The organism is Parahoeflea alexandrii (assembly GCF_027214025.1).
GTDB classification, from domain to species: Bacteria; Pseudomonadota; Alphaproteobacteria; order Rhizobiales; family Rhizobiaceae; genus Hoeflea; species Hoeflea alexandrii_A.
On record NZ_JAPWHB010000001.1, the window covers coordinates 618,079 to 634,389 of the forward strand.

Below are 16,311 nucleotides of genomic sequence, written 5' to 3' on the forward strand. Positions count from 1 at the left end.
GGTTTCTTCCACATTCCCAATTCGAACGCCCACATTCCCAATTCGAACGCCAGAAGAAAATGAAAATAGAAGGCGCCTGGAAAACGCGGGGATATTCAAATATCAATGCTTGCAGCCCGTGAATCTAGCCGCATAATATCACCTCAGAGGCGAGACCATAACTCAGCTGATCCAAGCCGAAGAATGGGCAAATATTCTGGTGACAGGCAATTGGCCCTGTGAACCTAAGACTGATCTTGGAAATTGAGGTGATTTTCAAATGAACAGAATGTCCAGAATCATTCTCCCGGCACTTCTTTGGTTTGGTCTGATTCCAATCAGCGCATCCCTACCCTGGCCAGTGACCGATCAAAAAACACAAATGGATAACTCGCCAAATCCGTATCTGCATTTGGCCAATGTTCTGGGGAAAGATGACCGCCGTAACATTCCAAATGAGTGGGGCTATTTTACTGATATGGGTGGCTTGCTGACACTAAAATTTGGTGAATCGGAGCGAAGATGCACGGGATACTTGATAGGTCGTGAATGGATTCTGACGGCAGCTCACTGTGTTTATGACCCTGAAAAGGGAGAGGCTGCGCAGGAGGTCACGTTTGATCTCGCTCTCACCGACACCGGCAACTTTTTACATCCGCGTGAGTATGCTTCGGAATTCTGGGTTCTCAAGGACATGGTTGAACTCGTTCAATCGGGATTGTCCATCGATAGCCTTGGACCGACCAAAGAATACCAGGAAAAGGATCTTGCCGTTGTTCACATTCCGAAATTAGACGGGAGACGCAGAATATTGGGCAACCCTTTGCCTATGAAAACGGTGCGTGACCCTCACAAAACAGTTTACATGCAGACAGCAGGTTACCCCACAGATAAGAAACAGGGGAGTTATTGGTTCACAGAATGCACAGGTGAGATGAGCTCTCGCTACAATGTGTTGAACACTCAATGCGACGCCTTGCCAGGCCAAAGCGGATCAGCCGTCGTTCAAATATGGTCTCCAGACGATCTTAAAGGGATTGATTATCCCGTTCCCTACAAGCCAGAGCTCATCGGGGTAATCAGCTCAGTCAGTTCAAGCGATACCTATGTGGCCCTACTGACCCAAGAATTGATTGACGAGATAAAAGGGTTGATCGGAAAGTCCAATCACTCATTCAATTCATTTGAAAAATTTCGGCTGAAGCGGAATGTCGAAAACAGGCTTTTTGTAAATAATAGGTGCACGCGCGAAATTACAGTTTTCTTTCAGGTGCCAGTTCAAGAAAACGGAAAAATTCGACGCATTATTACGCGCTTTGATGTTCCGGCAGAAGAGAACTTTTTTCTGCTCAGCTCTGAATTTGCATCATCCCATGTCCTACTGCAACCCAAAGAAATAAATCATGTTAAACTCTACAGGCAGACTGACGATTGGGATCGTCCTGTACAAATAGAACATTTGAAGAAAATTTATGTTGAGGAGTTTCAGAAAAATTACGATGGATATGACTATGAACTTGGTAATATCTGGACTGACTCAAAATTGATTCTGGAGTGCGACAAATAGAAACGGAAGAAATCATTTGCCGGCAGCATGTCTTTAGCTTCCGCAACTGGTTTGAAATTTCTGACCCTGCCACCGGATTCTATCCAGCAGCAAGTTCGTTTCGTGCGTCGACTGAGGTGCACCTCAGCGATTGGATCACCCGTCTGAAAAACATCCGGGTGTGTTGTTGTCAAATCGGCAAAGGGCTCATCTTAGTCACGAAATAGGGTCTTGCCTCGCTCGCGAACGGCGAGCTAGGTTCGAAATCGAGGTGCAAATGGGTAGTCCGAACCTGGATTTTTTGCTCAACACAGTGGGCGACGTTTACGAAGCGGCGCTCAATCCCGAATTGTGGCCGTTTGTGGTGAACACTATCGCTGACATGATCGGTGCGGAAAGCACCCATCTGATGGTCGCAAACGCACGAACGGGCAAAGACAGCATTGGTTTTCTCGAGCGGCAGGATCCGGCCACGCTGGAGGAATACATGAATAACTATTTCCAGCAGGACATTCGCGCTACGCGACTGGCTGCAACGCCGACAGGCAAGATCATACGTGATCGTGAACTCTGGACGGAGGAAGAACGACTGACGAGTCCGCTGTACCAAGATTACCAGCGCGTTCATAAGTTGTACGAAATCACCGGAGCGCCGCTCGGTATCGAAGGTCATCTTGCCTGGCTCGGTTTTTCTCGCAACACGCCGTCACCTTTCGAGGACGACGACATTCGTATTATCAACCTGGTGGCCCCCCACTTTCGACAGTCGGTCAGGATCGCCCTGGAGATTGGCGCGGCGAACGCCCGCACGAACGTGCTGGGACATCTATGGTCCCTGAAAGGGCGTGGAGTCCTCGTTGTCACACCGGACGGCAAGGTGTCGTTTGCGAATGCCGAAGCAGAGGCTCTGGGTGCCGAAGGCGTTCTTCGCTTGTCGACTGGCGGAGTGTTTTTTAGCGGTACCACCCTTAACAAGTATTTGGCGGCAAATCTCTCGGCACTGCGCGAAGGGCTCCCCACACCGGCTGCATTTGCGACAGGACTGACAATCTCTGAGAGCGGAGAGCAGATCGGCGTGAGATTCATGCCGACCGCAAGCGGAGGGAACCTTTCATCCGGAATGACAGCTTGTCTTCTGGTGGTGCTAACTCCTTTGTCGAAACAGGCGGCTCCAAACGACGCAGAAATTTCGCAGTTTACCAACCTGTATGCGTTAAGTCTAAGCGAGCAAAAGGTGCTCCAGGCGGCATTGTCGGGCACAGATTTGGCGACCGTGGCGCGCCAACGTGGCGTAAAGCTCGATACAGTGCGCCGACAAATGAAAGCTGTCCTGTCGAAGACCCACTGCCGCAGCCAGAAGGACCTGTTCCGTATGGTCGAACGGTTCTGCTTCATTCAGCTACGTTAGAGCGCGTCAATCCCATGGAATCCTGGTAGGCATTTTTGCTCGTTCTCCATGGTAGCAAGGATCAGGACATTGCTGGCTCATCGCTCGCTATCCAAGCCGCGCTTTGCCTCGTCATACCGCTGGACAAAATCTCTCCAACCCCACGAACAGACCATCTCTTGAAGACCATGGTCTTCTTGAAATTTTCTGATATCTTTTTTTATTTCCTGGTCTGTGAATTTAAAAAATAATTTCCAGTCCAGACGTAGATTATATTGCCCTAGGTCACGCCGCACAGATTCTATTTTTGGCTTGAATTTTGCTTGGTCTTCTCCGAAATCTACGCAAGCACCAGCAATCTTGAATACAACATGAACCGCATTGATATAATCAAGTTCATTCCTACTTCGTTCTTGAGCTTCTGCGATTGTTGCCGGAGACAAGAACGAAGTAAGAATGGCACTCGCAACCAAATGCTCTTTCATAATGGTCCTCATTTCGAAACAGCTCCAAGGCGGTTCATGCAGCGCCGCATAATTCTTGAGCTTTGATAAGTTTACATAGGCGGAGCGCCGGTGGCATTCCCCATATGGGCAATGCCTTTCAAAGCAGGATGCTATCGTTCCACGATCGCAAGGAAGCGTTGGACGTGGCGACCGCACTTTACGTTTTGTTTGCGCCTCGCGCGTGCTCACATTAAATTGGAACAGCACCAGCAAAACGGGATCGGCTACCGGAAATGCGATGAACGTCAAACCAGAGAACCCAAAAGCGCTGAAACCAATGCCAGTCGCAGAATTGAAACAACTGCATACCGGCAGTCTTCTTGAACGCTTGAAGCAGCTGAGAAACCTGCAAGTTTCCTATTATGCCAGCGACTGGCTGCGGGAAGAACTGGATGCAGTTGAAGCCGCAGGTCTGATCGCATTCAAGGAAACAGATCTTTGGAGAGAGGCGTTTGATGACGTGAAGGGTATACTTGCTGAAAGAGAACATTTGCCCCGAGGCAGTAAACAAAAGCGGCAACAGGCGGCTCGGCAAAAGCAAAACAGATAGGTTGCCCGGGCTCGAATTATGTGCAATCGGGCAGTGATGTTGAGGTGATGTGTCCGGCCATGTTCCAAGTCCAAGTTGCGCGATTGGATCTGAATTCATTTCAGCATCGAAGGCAATGTCCCGCCACATATTCGCAAGAAACATAAATTGCCCCATCGCAAAATTTTTCGCAGCCATCAATGATGCTGATGGACATCATGCTCTTCAAGTCGAATGTGAGCGACCAGAAACTACCACGCGCTTTTTCTTTTCTTATTGTCCAGGCCGCTCAAAGAACACGGCACGTTGATTACATCCACAGCACATGCACCCAACCCGGCTTTGGCGAACCCCCGCTTTATTGAGAGGTGCCCACGAAAAACGCATTGGAAGTTTCGGTTGGGTTACATGACACGGCCAACCACACCGCATTCCCCATATGGGGAATGACGCTCGGGACCGACCTGCTCTAGCGTCGCCCTGTTGTGAAAGGGAGATGGTCATGGACTTATTCCAACAGATGGCAATCGGAGTTCTGGTAGTATGGATCGCGGTATCGACGGTTATTGCCGGCTTTGTGGCGCGCAACCAGCTTTCGCGTAACCTGAACGTGGCCTTGATTACGCTGATAGGATATGCGGTCCTGGTGCCCGGGCTGTATTTTGCGTGTCCATCGAGTATCCGCTTTCCCGCACTCTTCGGATTTATCGGCCTGTACGCGGCGGTGGCGGCGGTGATGGTGGCTGGCATGAGCTATGTGCGGATCGGACAAGTCCGACGTAAGACCATTTCACAATGAGCCCGGCGAGAGCGCTGATCGCCGCTTCAGCCCTGTTGATTGGAATGGGAGAAATAGCGCACGCCGACACGCCTGCGCTGAAGAGCGAAATCGATGTTTGCAAGGCTGATCCCGTCAACAAGATTGGCGGCGCGGCGATCGGCGAGTGCCTTGAAAACCGCAGCGTTGAACTCGATGCGGAGATCGCAGATCTGCTTGGTCAGTCGATCGGAAAGCTCTGCAGCGACCCGGATCGCAGGATCATTCAGAATGGCCAGAAGGCCTGGGCAGAACAACGCTCACAACAATGCGGGCTGATCACCCGGTCTCCAGGCAACACGGCTTCCTATGTCAACGGTGCTTCCTGCATGGTGCTTCAGGGCCATCAGCGGATAGAGCAGCTCAGCTTCTTCAACCGTTACGCCTCCCCATTCTGTTATGGGTTTGCCCTCGAGGACCGTTCCTCTGTCGCTGGTGAAGTGCCCTACAATCAGTCTTTCGCCATCAGGGATACACAGCTCCAATGGTCGCTCTCCGGCGGGCCGGACGAGGCGACGCTCGATGTGACCTCGCTTCGAACCGGCAAACTGATCGCCACAATGCATCTGAACTGCTTCTTTTGTTCCGGTGACGAGGACAATTGCTCCGCTGACGGGGTTTATGTGCTGCGGCAGAGAGACGTGCCCGAGGCCCCGGCCATTTTTGCGGTGTGCCACAAGGGGGCCCATTCGCAGACATTGCAGCTGGTTGATCCAACGCAATTTGGCTCCGAGATCAGGCTGGAGGTGACGGGAAACTATTACCTTGATTGGAGCATCAAGGACGGACGATTGCAGGTCCTGCCAGACGGGGAAATGCCGCGCGCGCAGCTTTGGCCCGGGGATTGATACCGTGTTGTTTCTCAAAATTCCCGGGCACCGCAAGAATCAGCCAAAAAATTATCGGCCATAGAACGCTACGCCGGACATGCAAAACGACAGTCTCAAACAAGTCTGCTTCACTGGATTGTGGGAACCGCCCGGAGCGGTTTCTTGCGGGGAACCAAGCCAATGCAACGTATAATCGCCGCCACCCTGATACTCATTGCAATGGCATCGCCCAGCGCAGCGCGCGATGGAGTTTGGCAATACCTCGCTCCAGGCCATGGCAACGGCCGGCTTGATCCGATGCATGGCGCAAAGGTCTCATATAACGGGTCTGCGGCAGGCGTTTTTTACAATGACGAAACAAACCGCTGGGAGTTTTCAGCTACTTTCAAAGGCAATGTCACAAGCGGGGATTTCTATTTGATTACGGAATACGACGCCAAGCAGGAAAGGGCGCGCTCATCTTCCAGTGTCAAATTGCATTATCAGCAAGGGACGTATTCCGTGAAATATCTGCCGTCTCAAAGAGCAACGACTTGGGGCGTTTATGTGTCCAACAGGTTTATTGAAGACCTCCAGAAAGCTGACCGGCTTATATTGAAGTCATCCGGCAGCGAGGTGGTATTTCCATTGCAAGGCTCGGCCAAGGCGGTAACCGATGTTTATGTGGGTCTTGGCGAAATCGAGCCCGATAATGGAGTTATCAGCAACCGTGAGGCGCGGGTCCAGGGCGAAGGTGCAGAGCAAGACTACACTGACTCGCACAGCCCAACCGACGAACCGGTCGGCGAGGCTGATGTGGCAGGGATGATCGCCGCCTTGAAGGAAAGCACCGCAGCGATGGATTTCGAACAGACATGCAATCGCGCCCGTCGCGGCGACACGGATGCTGCGGCGGAGCTTCGCGATTCTCGACTTTACTTCCAGTTCATGCTGCCAATGCCGAAGGATCCCACAGCCGTGTGCTCGGCCATCGCATCTGGCGCGCTCAAGACGACGTCAGATGAGATCAAGACCAAAGAGCCGGCATTTTCGGAATCCGGAGGAAAAATCTCCGCGAGGCTGGCTGCAAAGGCCCTTCGTAACGCGGGGATGGATAAGGATTACATGGCTCACTGCGGCGACTTCTATTCGTCATTGACAAGCGATGAGGTCACACGGATGAGCACGGAAGATCTCGCCGATGCTGCGGGACTTGATGTCGCGCACAGTGTGTTTGCGGACGAGGTGTTGCGGAAGGCCGGCATATTGAAAGAGAGAGAGCTCACCGAGAGCGGATCGCGCAAAAGAATTTGCGCCGAACTGGGCATTTTCAGGAAATAGCCAGCGTTATTTGTCGCGCTTCCCAAGACTTCTATTCGTTGATGTCGTGAAGCCCCGTGGCGTCGTAACGCCAGGTTTCGGTAGGGTTATCACAGCCATCGGAAATCTTGATATCAAGTTCGTCGGCTCGGTGCTGCGTGACTGTAACGGCCGCGCGACAGATCGGTATCGTCCAGGAAGCGAAGGATGAAGAAGGAATAATGAAAAGCGATGCACCTTTATCGGCCGACACCCAGATTTCCATGACCAGGACGCTTTGTGCGTCGCCCTCAATCACAACGTCATAGAGCCCATGGAACATCCTTTGTCCATGTGGCAGCAGCAGGTTACCGGTTTGCTCAGCGTGTTGCAGGCAGGCATTCGCAGATGTGTCCGGAAACGAAACCAAAAGAAACAAAGCGAACGGAGCTGCCCATTTCCACCAGTGGCGGGATGGTTCTCTTGGGCGCAACCGTCGAACTTCGCTCAGGATGGAGCCAATGGTTGCCGCGCCCGTGGAATACTCGCCCGCGGAGTTTTTCTGGCGCTCGCGCAGCCCTTCCAGCCCGATAATGATTGCATCAATTTTAACTGTTCCCGATTGACCGTTTCCGAGCAGAGGCTGGATGCTTTTGCGCGCAGCGAAAACCGCTTGGCGTCCAGTATTTGCGTCATAGCTTGCAGCTTCAATGGCGTCCTGCTGATCGAGAATGGCTTCTATTTGGTGATCTAACCTGCTTTGCTTCATTGCCCCGCCTCTTTGATTTCTCAGCACCGCTGACTAGTTCCGCAATAACGGACAGCAGCCTCTTGTATATCCACAAAAGCCTTCAGTTGGCGTCAATGCTGAACCGAAAAAATTGCTTTCTGATCGATTCGTAGGTTCCATTGGCCCGTATCAGGGTGAGAGCTGAATTCAGCATGTTCAGAAGGTCGGTGTCCTCGTGCCGTACAGCGATGCCGTAGCCTTGGGTCATTGCTTTTTCAGCATTGAAGTAGCCATTGGTCTGGCAGCAATTGCCCGCTTCTGTCTTGACCCATTCGTAGGCCACCACTGCGTCGACGAGACCCATTTCGATCTGTCGACTTTCCAAGGCGGACTCCAGGCTCTCCGGGTCGTAGAACGTCTTGAGATTGGCTTCACTGAAGTAATATTTGGCATAGGCCTCTTCGGCAGATCCTTCGATGATCCCGACAGTTCGGCTAGCGGTATCCCTCGATCTTTTTATCGTGAAACCTGAATCCTTTCGGATCAATATTGCATGCGGAACGAAATAATAGGGCTCTGTAAAGGCGAAGAACCGCTTGCGCTGGTCAGTAATGCCCATGGAGTTGACAAGGACGTCAACGGTCGGTTCGCTTACTTCTTTCTCTGTGATGTCGGACCCAATTTCCCACGCGCCATTGAGGGCGACATTGATCCGATCAAAAGAGACGGCATAGAACTCACAATCGACATTCATCTTGGCACAAAGCGCCAAGGCTATTTTGTAGTCGAAGCCGTCGAGGTTTCCGTTAGCATTTCTGTAGAAGAGTGGAGGGAAATTTTCGTCCACACCGATCCGGAGTTTTGTCCAGGTTTTTGCGGCAAGCGGGCCACTCGCGGCAAAAACGGCAACAAGCAAAACCGCAAGGCCACTGAGAATACGTTGCAACATCTAAATCCCCTTCATGAAGGCACAACATAACGATTCTGAGAAATGGAACAGTCGGTGGAACCAGCGCCTATCGCCCTCCGGTGAGAGCTGCGAACGTCAAAACCGCGACCACGATGGCTCCGAGAAGGAACATCCAGCCATTGCGAGTCATAAAGGGGACAGGGTCCTTTCCGAGCGCTTTCTCGGTTTCGGGAACATTCAATTCGGCGCCGCGCTGGCAGATTTCACATGCCAGGAAATACTGCCTCTTGGTCACCCATCGCAAATAATAGAGATGAGCGTAGCGGTAGCGAAGCAACAGGTTGAATGGACGATCTTTCTCACACACCGGGCATTCTTGAACTGATTGTTGCCCAAGGTCGGCTCCACCAGCTCCCGTGCCCCAGATGATCATTGCTTGTCTCCTTGTATTCTCGATGAGGCAGCTCAAAAGGCGTAGACGGATCGATTCCGCTACGCACAGCGCCGAGTGAATAATCCCTCACTTAGAAGCACTTACGGCACGTTCGCGCATTCCCCATATGGGGAATGCCAACGGTGCTCCGCTCATGTAGCCTGATCTTGACAGCGTGGGATGCGGTCTGTCGAGTTGGGTGGCCGAGGCGGGAATGTTGCAAACACGCGACTGTAAATTGGTCGCAGCACTCACAATGTTTGAAGGCCGGATTTTGAACGCCGGGAACCTTCAAGTCGAGAGTTTGACAACTCACTCACCAATGCAATGAGCGCTGATGTGACCTCTAATCACCTACCATCTGTTCGAACAAAGGAGACATGATGATAGCGCACGCAATTCTGCGCCCCTTCCGCTTCCTCTGCGTCATGGGGCTTATCTGCCTGACTGTCCCAGTCAACGCCACTGCCGAGGATGAATTGGCGGAGCTTGAAAGTTCACTCCGTCGCGGCCTCATTATGTTTACATTAGCCACCAAGGCCTTTGAGGACGACCAAAAGGAAGATGGCTATTATGAGAGGCTTGAGGCCATGCGTCGGGCTGCCGGCGAGGTCAAGCGTGATGCCAACTTCATCCTCAAGCGGAAACCCGGACACAGTATTGAACTCTCTGGCGAAATGGTCTCCGTCGAGGAGGCCAAGGCCTTTGCGATGCAGGGGCTGGAGAAGGGCAATTCCATTCTGCGATACGATATCTCAGAGGAAGTGGACATGCTGCAATATCGGCAGCCAACTGATGCTGACTATCCGCGGCTTGTGCAGCTGATGGTCGATGGCTCCATTGAAGACATAACGGCCGAGCTCGAGCGCACCCATTCTCCCGACGTCAACTTCAAAGGCTACACGGCGCTTATGGAAGCATCCAAACGTGGCCGCACTGATGTGGTGTCGCTGCTGGTCAAGGAATATGGCGCCGATCCGAGGTTCCGCTCCGCAACGGCAACTCCGATGTCCATGGCAGCGCAGAACGGCCATGTGAAGACCATCCGGCTGCTTGCCAAACTCGGCGCCGATGTCAACGGGCGCGACACCCGGACTCTGGCAACACCACTGATTGAGGCTACCATGAAGGGCAACGCCCATGTCGTTCTGGCGCTGCTTGAGGAAGGCGCAAAGCCCGAGGCGGCGAACTGGGAAGGCGCCACATCGCGTGCATGGGCCCGGCACGAGGGATACACCAGGATCGATCGGATACTGGAGCCTTACATTGCCGGACCGCTAGCTCGGGTCAAGCTTGCCGATGCGCTTGAGGGTTTCGACCGGTTCGATTCGAGAAACATTGCCTATCTCGAAGACGCCCTTCTTTCATTCTCCACGGATCTCTACACGTTGAAGTCTGCCGGCGGCGACATTTCTTGCGACACCGCCACCGATGTCGCCAAGCGCGGCGAGAAGCTTCGCGGCAAATTGGAAATTTACGGCAGCAAGAAGTTCATTGCCGACTTTGCCGGATATTTCGACGATCTCAAGGAGATGTGGCCGAAAGGCTGTCCCAAGCCGTGACCCGAATTATTTGTGCCTAGCCTATTGCAATGCAGAACGCCCGCATTTGCCACACGGCATATTGACGCCGGACAAGGCCTATGAGGCCAAAATAGAACCCATGCGAATGGCAGCCTAAACAACACCTTGATTCACCTTTATCAGGCTGCAATCTGGTCGGAAATGCAGGACCACCTCTGATGGATGAGCCGTTACGATCTTAACGAATTCGAATGGCGCGGTATCGTGCCACTACTTCCGAACAAGCATCGGCGTACAGCGTATTGATGACTGCCGAGTTCTGAACGGCATCGTCTGTGTGTCGCGTTGAGGGTTACCATCACGCCTGGCCAGACCCATGAAATCCACGCGGCGGGGGAATTGCTCGACGGGATTTAAAAGAGGTAGTTGGTACTCGCCGACAACGGCGTATGACAACGACTGGCTGCGCGATTTTGTGTCGCTGCAAGGCGGATGGGCAAACATCCCAACGAAATCCAACCGGACAAGCCTGACCTGCTACTTGCGTTGGCTTTTAAAAGCAGCGCAATCTGATCGAATGCTTCATCAACAAACTCAGATATTACAGACTCATAGCCATGCAATGCGACAAACTAGGTTCAAACCGCCTCGAAATGGCCCGGCTCGCGTGCGTCAGGCTACGCCTAAACCATCACGAGTCCATGGACTTATCTATGGCTATTCATTTTCCAGTTCCCGTGGAGCCGAAATGAACTTTTTTGTAAAGTCGCAAACTTCTGATACCAACAAATCGGTCTTACAAAATGCGTACAAAATATAATCATCAGCATAACTAACTGATTTAATGCATTTTTAATAGGTCAAATTCTCCAAGCGCTAATTCGCCCGGACGACATTGGAAACCAATTGGACGGGGCTTCGGCCCCGTTTTTTGTACCTGGAAGCAAGAGAGGATCCCGGCGCGCCCTGGCCGCCTGCCCGCCCGGCGTCTTGGCTATCGGCTGGGATCGGATGCCGCGATGGCCGGCTCGGTTGCCACAGCGACAGCCACGGGCCGCCGGCGCAGCAGGCGCAGGCTCCAGCGCGACAGTGGCGCCTCGATGATCATGTGATAGGCCGCAGCGCCCGCGACCGTGAAGACGGTCATGATCAGGTAATGCACCTGCCAGGGCAGTTCGACCGTGGTCACCGCCGAGATGACATGCTTGATGTAGAGCGTGATGACGAAGACATGGGTGAGATAGAGCGCATAGGACCATTCGCCCAGGCGCGCCAGCAGCGTGCTCCGGAAGGTGAGAAAACCCAACCCGCCATAGAGCACTGCCGCCGACGGTATGCCCCAGAACAGCACCCGCAGATCCCCTACCGGTCGTTCCCATTGCAGGAACAGCAGCACGGCGCCAGCGCCAAAGACCGCCAGCGGCGCCAGGCCGGGGCCTGGCTCACGGGTCCTGCTCCAGGTGGAGTAGACCAGAATGCCGAAGATGAATTCGAGCAGGATCGGATCGGTGTAGAAGGCAAGTGTCGGACCGGACGGGCGCAGCCACGCGCCCATTGCGACCAGGGAAATCATGATGAGCGACGTCCCGTACAGTCTGCGGTCGGCGAACAGACCAGCCGTCAGCGCCACGATCGCATAGAAGAAGATCTCGTAATTGAGCGTCCAACCCACCACCAGCAGCGGACCGGTGTTGCCATCGCCATGATCCAGCGCCAGGAAGGAAAGCGAAGCCAGCAAGGTGTGGAGATCGGCCGTGGTGGAATTGAACAGGGAAGGCCTGAACCAGGCCAGCGCGAAGACTGCCAGCGTGATCACCCAGTAGGCCGGAACCACCCTGGCAATGCGCCGGATCCAGAATTCGCGGCCATCGAAGGGCCCGGGCCGGGCCACGATCATCGCCATGACAAAGCCGGAGATGACGAAAAACAGATCCACCCCGGCGGCGCCGACATGGTCGACTCGCTCGGGATCCAGCCCCCAGGTCTGCTGCGACAAAGCTGAAATATGATAGAAAACCACCGCCAAGGCTGCGGCCGCACGCAAATACTGGACGGAATACAACGTCTCCGAAGAGGTAGATGAAGACTTTGCTTCGGCCATCGCCAATTCCGTCTCTTGTGGTTTTGAGACACTGTCCCGTTCGGCCATCCTCTATCAGACAAAGCTTTACAAAGCCTAGAACAGTCATTTTTCATGGTAAATTGCAGCGCCTGGCATCGTACGGGCAGCTTTATCCTGCCGCTCGATTGGGGTAGACAGGTCCGGCATCGATCTTTCGCGTCCGGGACCTGACCATGGCCAACAAATCCATCGACCACGCCTTCACAGCCCGTTCGCTGACCTCGGCTGCGACCGACCCGACCTATGCGGGCGCGTTGTCGTTCATGCGGCGCAAATACACCAAGTCGCTCAAGGGGGCCGATGCGGTGGTCTGGGGCATTCCGTTCGATGCGGCGGTATCCAACCGCCCCGGCGCGCGCTTTGGCCCGCAGGCGATAAGGCGGGCTTCCGTCATCATGGACAACGATCCGCAATATCCGTTCGACCGTGACCTGTTCGAGGCAATGGCGGTGATCGATTACGGCGACTGCCTGCTCGACTACGGCAATCACCAGAAGACGCCCGCCACGATCGAGCGCGAGGCGGCGAAGATCCTGTCTTCCGGCGCATTTCTGATGAGCATGGGCGGCGATCATTTCGTAACCTGGCCGCTTTTGAAAGCGCATGCGGCCAGGCATGGATCGCTGGCGATGGTACAGTTCGACGCCCACCAGGACACCTGGTTCGACGACGGCAAACGGATCGATCACGGCTCCTTTGTCGGCCGCGCCGTGCGCGATGGCGTGATCGACCCGACACGCTCGATCCAGGTCGGGATCCGGACCCACGCGCCCGAGGATTGCGGTATCCGCATCCTCTATGGTCACGAGGTCGAGGACATGACGGCTGCCCAGATCGCCAGGACCATTCTCGACCACGTCGGCGACGCGCCGTGCTACGTCACCTTCGACATCGACTGTCTCGACCCGGCCTTCGCGCCCGGCACAGGAACCCCGGTCGCCGGCGGGCCGTCCAGCGCGCGGATGCTGTCGGTGCTGCAGAAGCTCGGGGGGCTTGATATCAGGGGCGCCGATATTGTAGAAGTCGCTCCAGCCTATGACCACGCGGACATTACCGCGATAGCCGGAGCTTCCGTCGCCATGCACTATCTGGGACTGCTTGCAGAACGCCGATCACGACGATAACCCTCGCGACGCGATTCAAGCGCTTCGGATAGTGAGTCCGAAACGCTGCACAAGTCCCTGATTTTCATGCATGAACGGAGAAGCCCGATGGCTCCCAAGATTTTCATTGACGGCGAACATGGAACAACCGGCCTGCAGATCGTCTCGCGGCTGCAGACCCGGACCGATATCGAGCTGATGTCGATGCCGGCCGAGCAGCGGCGCGATCCCGAGGTTCGGAAGGCATTCCTGCGCGCAGCCGATATCGCCATCCTCTGCCTGCCCGACGACGCGGCGCGGGAAGCCGTGGCACTGGCAGCCGATGCCGGAACACGGTTCATCGACGCCTCGACCGCGCACCGGAGCAATCCCGACTGGGCGTTCGGCTTTGCCGAACTGTCGCATGCCCAGGAAAAACGCATCGCCGGAGCGCAGTTCGTTTCCAATCCGGGCTGCTATTCGACCGGCGCCATCGCCCTGATCTCACCGCTGGTGGGCGCAGGACTGCTGCCTGCGGATTATCCCGTGACCATCAATGCCGTGTCGGGCTACACCGGCGGCGGCAAGCAGCTGATCGCGCAGATGGAAGATGCAGGCCGCGACGATGCGATTACCGCCACCTATTTCGCCTATGCGCTGACCCTGGCGCACAAGCACGTGCCGGAAATCATGACCCATACCGGGATCTCGCGGCGGCCGATCTTCACGCCGGCCGTCGGCCGGTTTGCCCAGGGCATGCTGGTCAATGTGCCGCTGCATCTCGACCTGATGAATGGCAATCCGTCGATGACGGATGTTCACGCAGCACTCGCGGATCACTACTCGAGGGGTGGTGCGGTGAGCGTTGTCCCGCTTTCCGAGAGCGCCGGGCTCCCCCGGCTCGACCCGGAAGAGATGACCGGAACCGACCGCATGAAGCTCTATGTCTGCGGCACCGAGGGCACGGGCCAGGTCAACCTGGTCGCCTCGCTCGACAATCTCGGCAAGGGCGCTTCGGGCGCCGCGGTGCAGAACCTCGATCTGATGATCGGCGCCTGAGCGGCTTCAGGTCCTGACTTCCACGGCGGTCTCGAAAGGGTACGCGCCGTGGAACCCGCGCCAGTGGGCAACGGCAAATCCGAGAACGACAACAGCCCAGCCCTGATGCAGCAGCGCCCAGCCAACCGGCACCTGGGTGAGGATGACGACGATCCCGATCATCGCCTGAACCGTGACCATGGCGAACAATACCACCGCGCGGCGGCAATGGGTGCTGCCCCGGCCCCGCCGGATCGACGCAACCATGTGCCAGAGCGTCAGGGCAAAGAGCAGGTAGCCGCCCAGACGGTGGACAAACTGCACGGTCAGTTCGTTTTCAAAGAAATTGCGCCAGGCCGGCGAGATCTCCAGAAGTCCCGCAGGTACAATCGCGCCGTTCATCAGCGGCCAGGTATTTGACGCCAGGCCCGCGTCGAGACCAGCGACGAGGCCGCCGAGATAGATCTGCACCAGAACGAGGCCGGCAAGGGCCCCTGCCCCGCGTTGCAGGCCGATGCTGGGAACCGGATCGTCCGAATGCCGGGCAAGACCCCGCATCACCCAGACAATCGCCGCGAAAATCAGACAGGCGAGCGTGAGGTGGGTGGCCAGCCGGTACTGGCTGACATCGACCCGGTCGACCAGGCCCGAAGCCACCATCCACCAGCCGACGGCGCCTTGCAGCCCGCCCAGAACCAGAAGCCCGAACAAGGGCCAGCGCAGGCGCTTTTCAACACGTCCGGTAAACAGGAAAAACAGGAACGGCACGCCAAACAGCACGCCGACGCCGCGGGCCAGGAACCGGTGCGCCCATTCCCACCAATAGATGGTCTTGAACTCATCGAGGCTCATGCCCTTGTTGATCAGCTGGTATTCGGGGATCTGCCGGTAGAGCTCCAGCTCCTCCTGCCATTCGGCCTCACTCAAAGGCGGGATGACGCCATGGATCGGTTTCCACTCGGTGATCGACAGACCGGAATCGGTCAGACGAGTCGCCCCTCCTACCAGCACCAGCGCAAGAATGGCGACCAGCACGATGGAGAGCCAGACCCGCTGCGCCGCCCGGTTACGCCGGATGCGCTGCTGCTCGGCGATCACTGGACTGGGCACCGGAGTGGCGCCCGGCGACAATGTCTGCTGGTTTTCAGTGTGCGGAGCGGTGGTACTGGCAGTCATGGACGGCATCTTCCTTCAAACAACACGGCGGACATGTGCACCACAGCTTGGTGCAAGGCAAGGGCTTGGGCTTTGCGGCATGCCGTCGCGGCGCGACTGCCGATCCCGCTTTCCCTTGCGTTCGGTCGCAAAGCCGCTATGTCGATGGCTGCACCCGTTGGAACGCACACAGTCACAAGGCCTGCCCCATGCCCGTTCGTCTCAAGAAGCTCATCGGAATGGTGATCATCGTCGCGCTGGTGGTGATTTACGCGCTTGTCGCCACAACGATCGCCACCTACCGCCTGGCGGAATCGGCCTGGTATGTGCACCTGCTCTATTTCCTGTTCACGGGCGTTCTCTGGGTGGTGCCGGCCATGTTCGTGATCCGCTGGATGGAAGGCCCGGCGAAGAACAAGCAGGCCTGACGTCCTGCCGCATTCGCC

The 16,311-nt window shown here is 55.5% G+C and carries 16 protein-coding genes and 1 pseudogene; 11 read left to right on the forward strand and 6 right to left on the reverse strand.

Annotated features, from left to right (window positions below; genetic code table 11):
* Nucleotides 1-259 precede the first annotated feature (259 nt).
* Together O4H62_RS03060 and O4H62_RS03065 are read left to right on the forward strand one after the other, a co-directional pair.
* Nucleotides 260-1,546 (forward strand): trypsin-like serine peptidase, encoded by a 1,287-nt coding sequence (locus tag O4H62_RS03060; RefSeq protein ID WP_269385647.1) that lies wholly within the window; start codon nt 260-262, stop codon nt 1,544-1,546.
* Between the two features lie 256 nt (nt 1,547-1,802).
* The gene (locus tag O4H62_RS03065) at nt 1,803-2,933 is read left to right on the forward strand and encodes a hypothetical protein (RefSeq protein WP_269385648.1); all 1,131 of its coding nucleotides are present in this window, start codon (nt 1,803-1,805) and stop codon (nt 2,931-2,933) included.
* A gap of 77 nt (nt 2,934-3,010) precedes the next feature.
* Here the strand turns inward: O4H62_RS03065 and O4H62_RS03070 are convergent, their stop codons facing one another.
* A complete protein-coding gene (locus O4H62_RS03070) occupies nt 3,011-3,667 on the reverse strand; it encodes a hypothetical protein (protein ID WP_269385649.1) in 657 nt (218 codons plus the stop codon).
* Between O4H62_RS03070 and O4H62_RS03075 the strand changes: the two genes are divergently transcribed.
* From O4H62_RS03075 to O4H62_RS03090, 4 genes are all read left to right on the forward strand, one after another.
* Nucleotides 3,657-3,968: a hypothetical protein gene (locus O4H62_RS03075; protein ID WP_269385650.1), complete on the forward strand. Its 312-nt coding sequence runs from the start codon at nt 3,657-3,659 to the stop codon at nt 3,966-3,968. The genes O4H62_RS03070 and O4H62_RS03075 overlap by 11 nt on opposite strands.
* 481 nt (nt 3,969-4,449) lie before the next feature.
* The gene (locus O4H62_RS03080) at nt 4,450-4,746 is read left to right on the forward strand and encodes a hypothetical protein (RefSeq protein WP_269385651.1); all 297 of its coding nucleotides are present in this window, start codon (nt 4,450-4,452) and stop codon (nt 4,744-4,746) included.
* Entirely contained in the window at nt 4,743-5,612 is an 870-nt protein-coding gene (locus O4H62_RS03085; RefSeq protein WP_269385652.1) for a lysozyme inhibitor LprI family protein, read from the forward strand. The genes O4H62_RS03080 and O4H62_RS03085 overlap by 4 nt, the downstream gene beginning before the upstream one ends.
* 162 nt (nt 5,613-5,774) lie before the next feature.
* On the forward strand, nt 5,775-6,914 hold the full coding sequence (locus O4H62_RS03090) for a hypothetical protein (protein ID WP_269385653.1): 1,140 nt from the start codon (nt 5,775-5,777) through the stop codon (nt 6,912-6,914).
* A gap of 31 nt (nt 6,915-6,945) precedes the next feature.
* On the opposite strand, the gene O4H62_RS03095 is transcribed toward O4H62_RS03090, so the two are convergent.
* The 3 genes from O4H62_RS03095 to O4H62_RS03105 form a co-directional block, all read right to left on the reverse strand.
* Nucleotides 6,946-7,641 carry a hypothetical protein gene (locus O4H62_RS03095; RefSeq protein WP_269385654.1) on the reverse strand — a complete coding sequence of 232 codons (696 nt, stop codon included), beginning with the start codon at nt 7,639-7,641 and terminating at the stop codon, nt 6,946-6,948.
* A gap of 82 nt (nt 7,642-7,723) precedes the next feature.
* Nucleotides 7,724-8,551, reverse strand: coding sequence for a substrate-binding periplasmic protein (locus O4H62_RS03100; RefSeq protein WP_269385655.1), 828 nt, complete (start codon nt 8,549-8,551; stop codon nt 7,724-7,726).
* Nucleotides 8,552-8,618: 67 nt separating this feature from the next.
* On the reverse strand, nt 8,619-8,945 hold the full coding sequence (locus O4H62_RS03105; RefSeq protein ID WP_269385656.1) for a hypothetical protein: 327 nt from the start codon (nt 8,943-8,945) through the stop codon (nt 8,619-8,621).
* A gap of 383 nt (nt 8,946-9,328) precedes the next feature.
* On the opposite strand from O4H62_RS03105, the gene O4H62_RS03110 reads away from it, so the two are divergent.
* Together O4H62_RS03110 and O4H62_RS26495 are read left to right on the forward strand one after the other, a co-directional pair.
* Entirely contained in the window at nt 9,329-10,507 is a 1,179-nt protein-coding gene (locus O4H62_RS03110) for an ankyrin repeat domain-containing protein (RefSeq protein WP_269385657.1), read from the forward strand.
* A gap of 183 nt (nt 10,508-10,690) precedes the next feature.
* Nucleotides 10,691-10,814 (forward strand): annotated as a pseudogene (locus O4H62_RS26495) (IS5/IS1182 family transposase); the annotation flags it as partial.
* A 648-nt stretch (nt 10,815-11,462) separates the two neighbouring features.
* On the opposite strand, the gene O4H62_RS03120 reads toward O4H62_RS26495, so the two are convergent.
* Nucleotides 11,463-12,569, reverse strand: coding sequence for an acyltransferase family protein (locus tag O4H62_RS03120; RefSeq protein ID WP_269385658.1), 1,107 nt, complete (start codon nt 12,567-12,569; stop codon nt 11,463-11,465).
* Nucleotides 12,570-12,763: 194 nt separating this feature from the next.
* Here O4H62_RS03120 and speB point away from each other — a divergent pair, with 194 nt between their 5' ends.
* Entirely contained in the window at nt 12,764-13,714 is a 951-nt protein-coding gene (speB, locus tag O4H62_RS03125; protein ID WP_269385659.1) for an agmatinase, read from the forward strand.
* An 87-nt stretch (nt 13,715-13,801) separates the two neighbouring features.
* Entirely contained in the window at nt 13,802-14,731 is a 930-nt protein-coding gene (gene argC / locus O4H62_RS03130; RefSeq protein ID WP_269385660.1) for an N-acetyl-gamma-glutamyl-phosphate reductase, read from the forward strand.
* Between the two features lie 6 nt (nt 14,732-14,737).
* Here the strand turns inward: argC and O4H62_RS03135 are convergent, their stop codons facing one another.
* Entirely contained in the window at nt 14,738-15,886 is a 1,149-nt protein-coding gene (locus O4H62_RS03135) for a COX15/CtaA family protein (protein ID WP_269385661.1), read from the reverse strand.
* A gap of 188 nt (nt 15,887-16,074) precedes the next feature.
* Between O4H62_RS03135 and O4H62_RS03140 the strand changes: the two genes are divergently transcribed.
* Nucleotides 16,075-16,293: a DUF2842 domain-containing protein gene (locus O4H62_RS03140; RefSeq protein ID WP_269385662.1), complete on the forward strand. Its 219-nt coding sequence runs from the start codon at nt 16,075-16,077 to the stop codon at nt 16,291-16,293.
* Nucleotides 16,294-16,311: the final 18 nt, after the last annotated feature.

Excerpts from the sequence above, each read along its gene's own strand:
- O4H62_RS03140 (WP_269385662.1), top strand. The coding sequence starts at position 16,075 with ATGCCCGTTCGTCTCAAGAAGCTCATCGGAATGGTGATCATCGTCGCG.
- O4H62_RS03085 (WP_269385652.1), top strand. The coding sequence starts at position 4,743 with ATGAGCCCGGCGAGAGCGCTGATCGCCGCTTCAGCCCTGTTGATTGGA.
- O4H62_RS03105 (WP_269385656.1), bottom strand. The coding sequence starts at position 8,945 with ATGATCATCTGGGGCACGGGAGCTGGTGGAGCCGACCTTGGGCAACAA.
- O4H62_RS03065 (WP_269385648.1), top strand. The coding sequence starts at position 1,803 with ATGGGTAGTCCGAACCTGGATTTTTTGCTCAACACAGTGGGCGACGTT.
- O4H62_RS03060 (WP_269385647.1), top strand. The coding sequence starts at position 260 with ATGAACAGAATGTCCAGAATCATTCTCCCGGCACTTCTTTGGTTTGGT.
- argC (WP_269385660.1), top strand. The coding sequence starts at position 13,802 with ATGGCTCCCAAGATTTTCATTGACGGCGAACATGGAACAACCGGCCTG.
- speB (WP_269385659.1), top strand. The coding sequence starts at position 12,764 with ATGGCCAACAAATCCATCGACCACGCCTTCACAGCCCGTTCGCTGACC.
- O4H62_RS03095 (WP_269385654.1), bottom strand. The coding sequence starts at position 7,641 with ATGAAGCAAAGCAGGTTAGATCACCAAATAGAAGCCATTCTCGATCAG.
- O4H62_RS03090 (WP_269385653.1), top strand. The coding sequence starts at position 5,775 with ATGCAACGTATAATCGCCGCCACCCTGATACTCATTGCAATGGCATCG.
- O4H62_RS03120 (WP_269385658.1), bottom strand. The coding sequence starts at position 12,569 with ATGGCCGAAGCAAAGTCTTCATCTACCTCTTCGGAGACGTTGTATTCC.
- O4H62_RS03080 (WP_269385651.1), top strand. The coding sequence starts at position 4,450 with ATGGACTTATTCCAACAGATGGCAATCGGAGTTCTGGTAGTATGGATC.
- O4H62_RS03075 (WP_269385650.1), top strand. The coding sequence starts at position 3,657 with ATGAACGTCAAACCAGAGAACCCAAAAGCGCTGAAACCAATGCCAGTC.
- O4H62_RS03110 (WP_269385657.1), top strand. The coding sequence starts at position 9,329 with ATGATAGCGCACGCAATTCTGCGCCCCTTCCGCTTCCTCTGCGTCATG.
- O4H62_RS03135 (WP_269385661.1), bottom strand. The coding sequence starts at position 15,886 with ATGACTGCCAGTACCACCGCTCCGCACACTGAAAACCAGCAGACATTG.
- O4H62_RS03100 (WP_269385655.1), bottom strand. The coding sequence starts at position 8,551 with ATGTTGCAACGTATTCTCAGTGGCCTTGCGGTTTTGCTTGTTGCCGTT.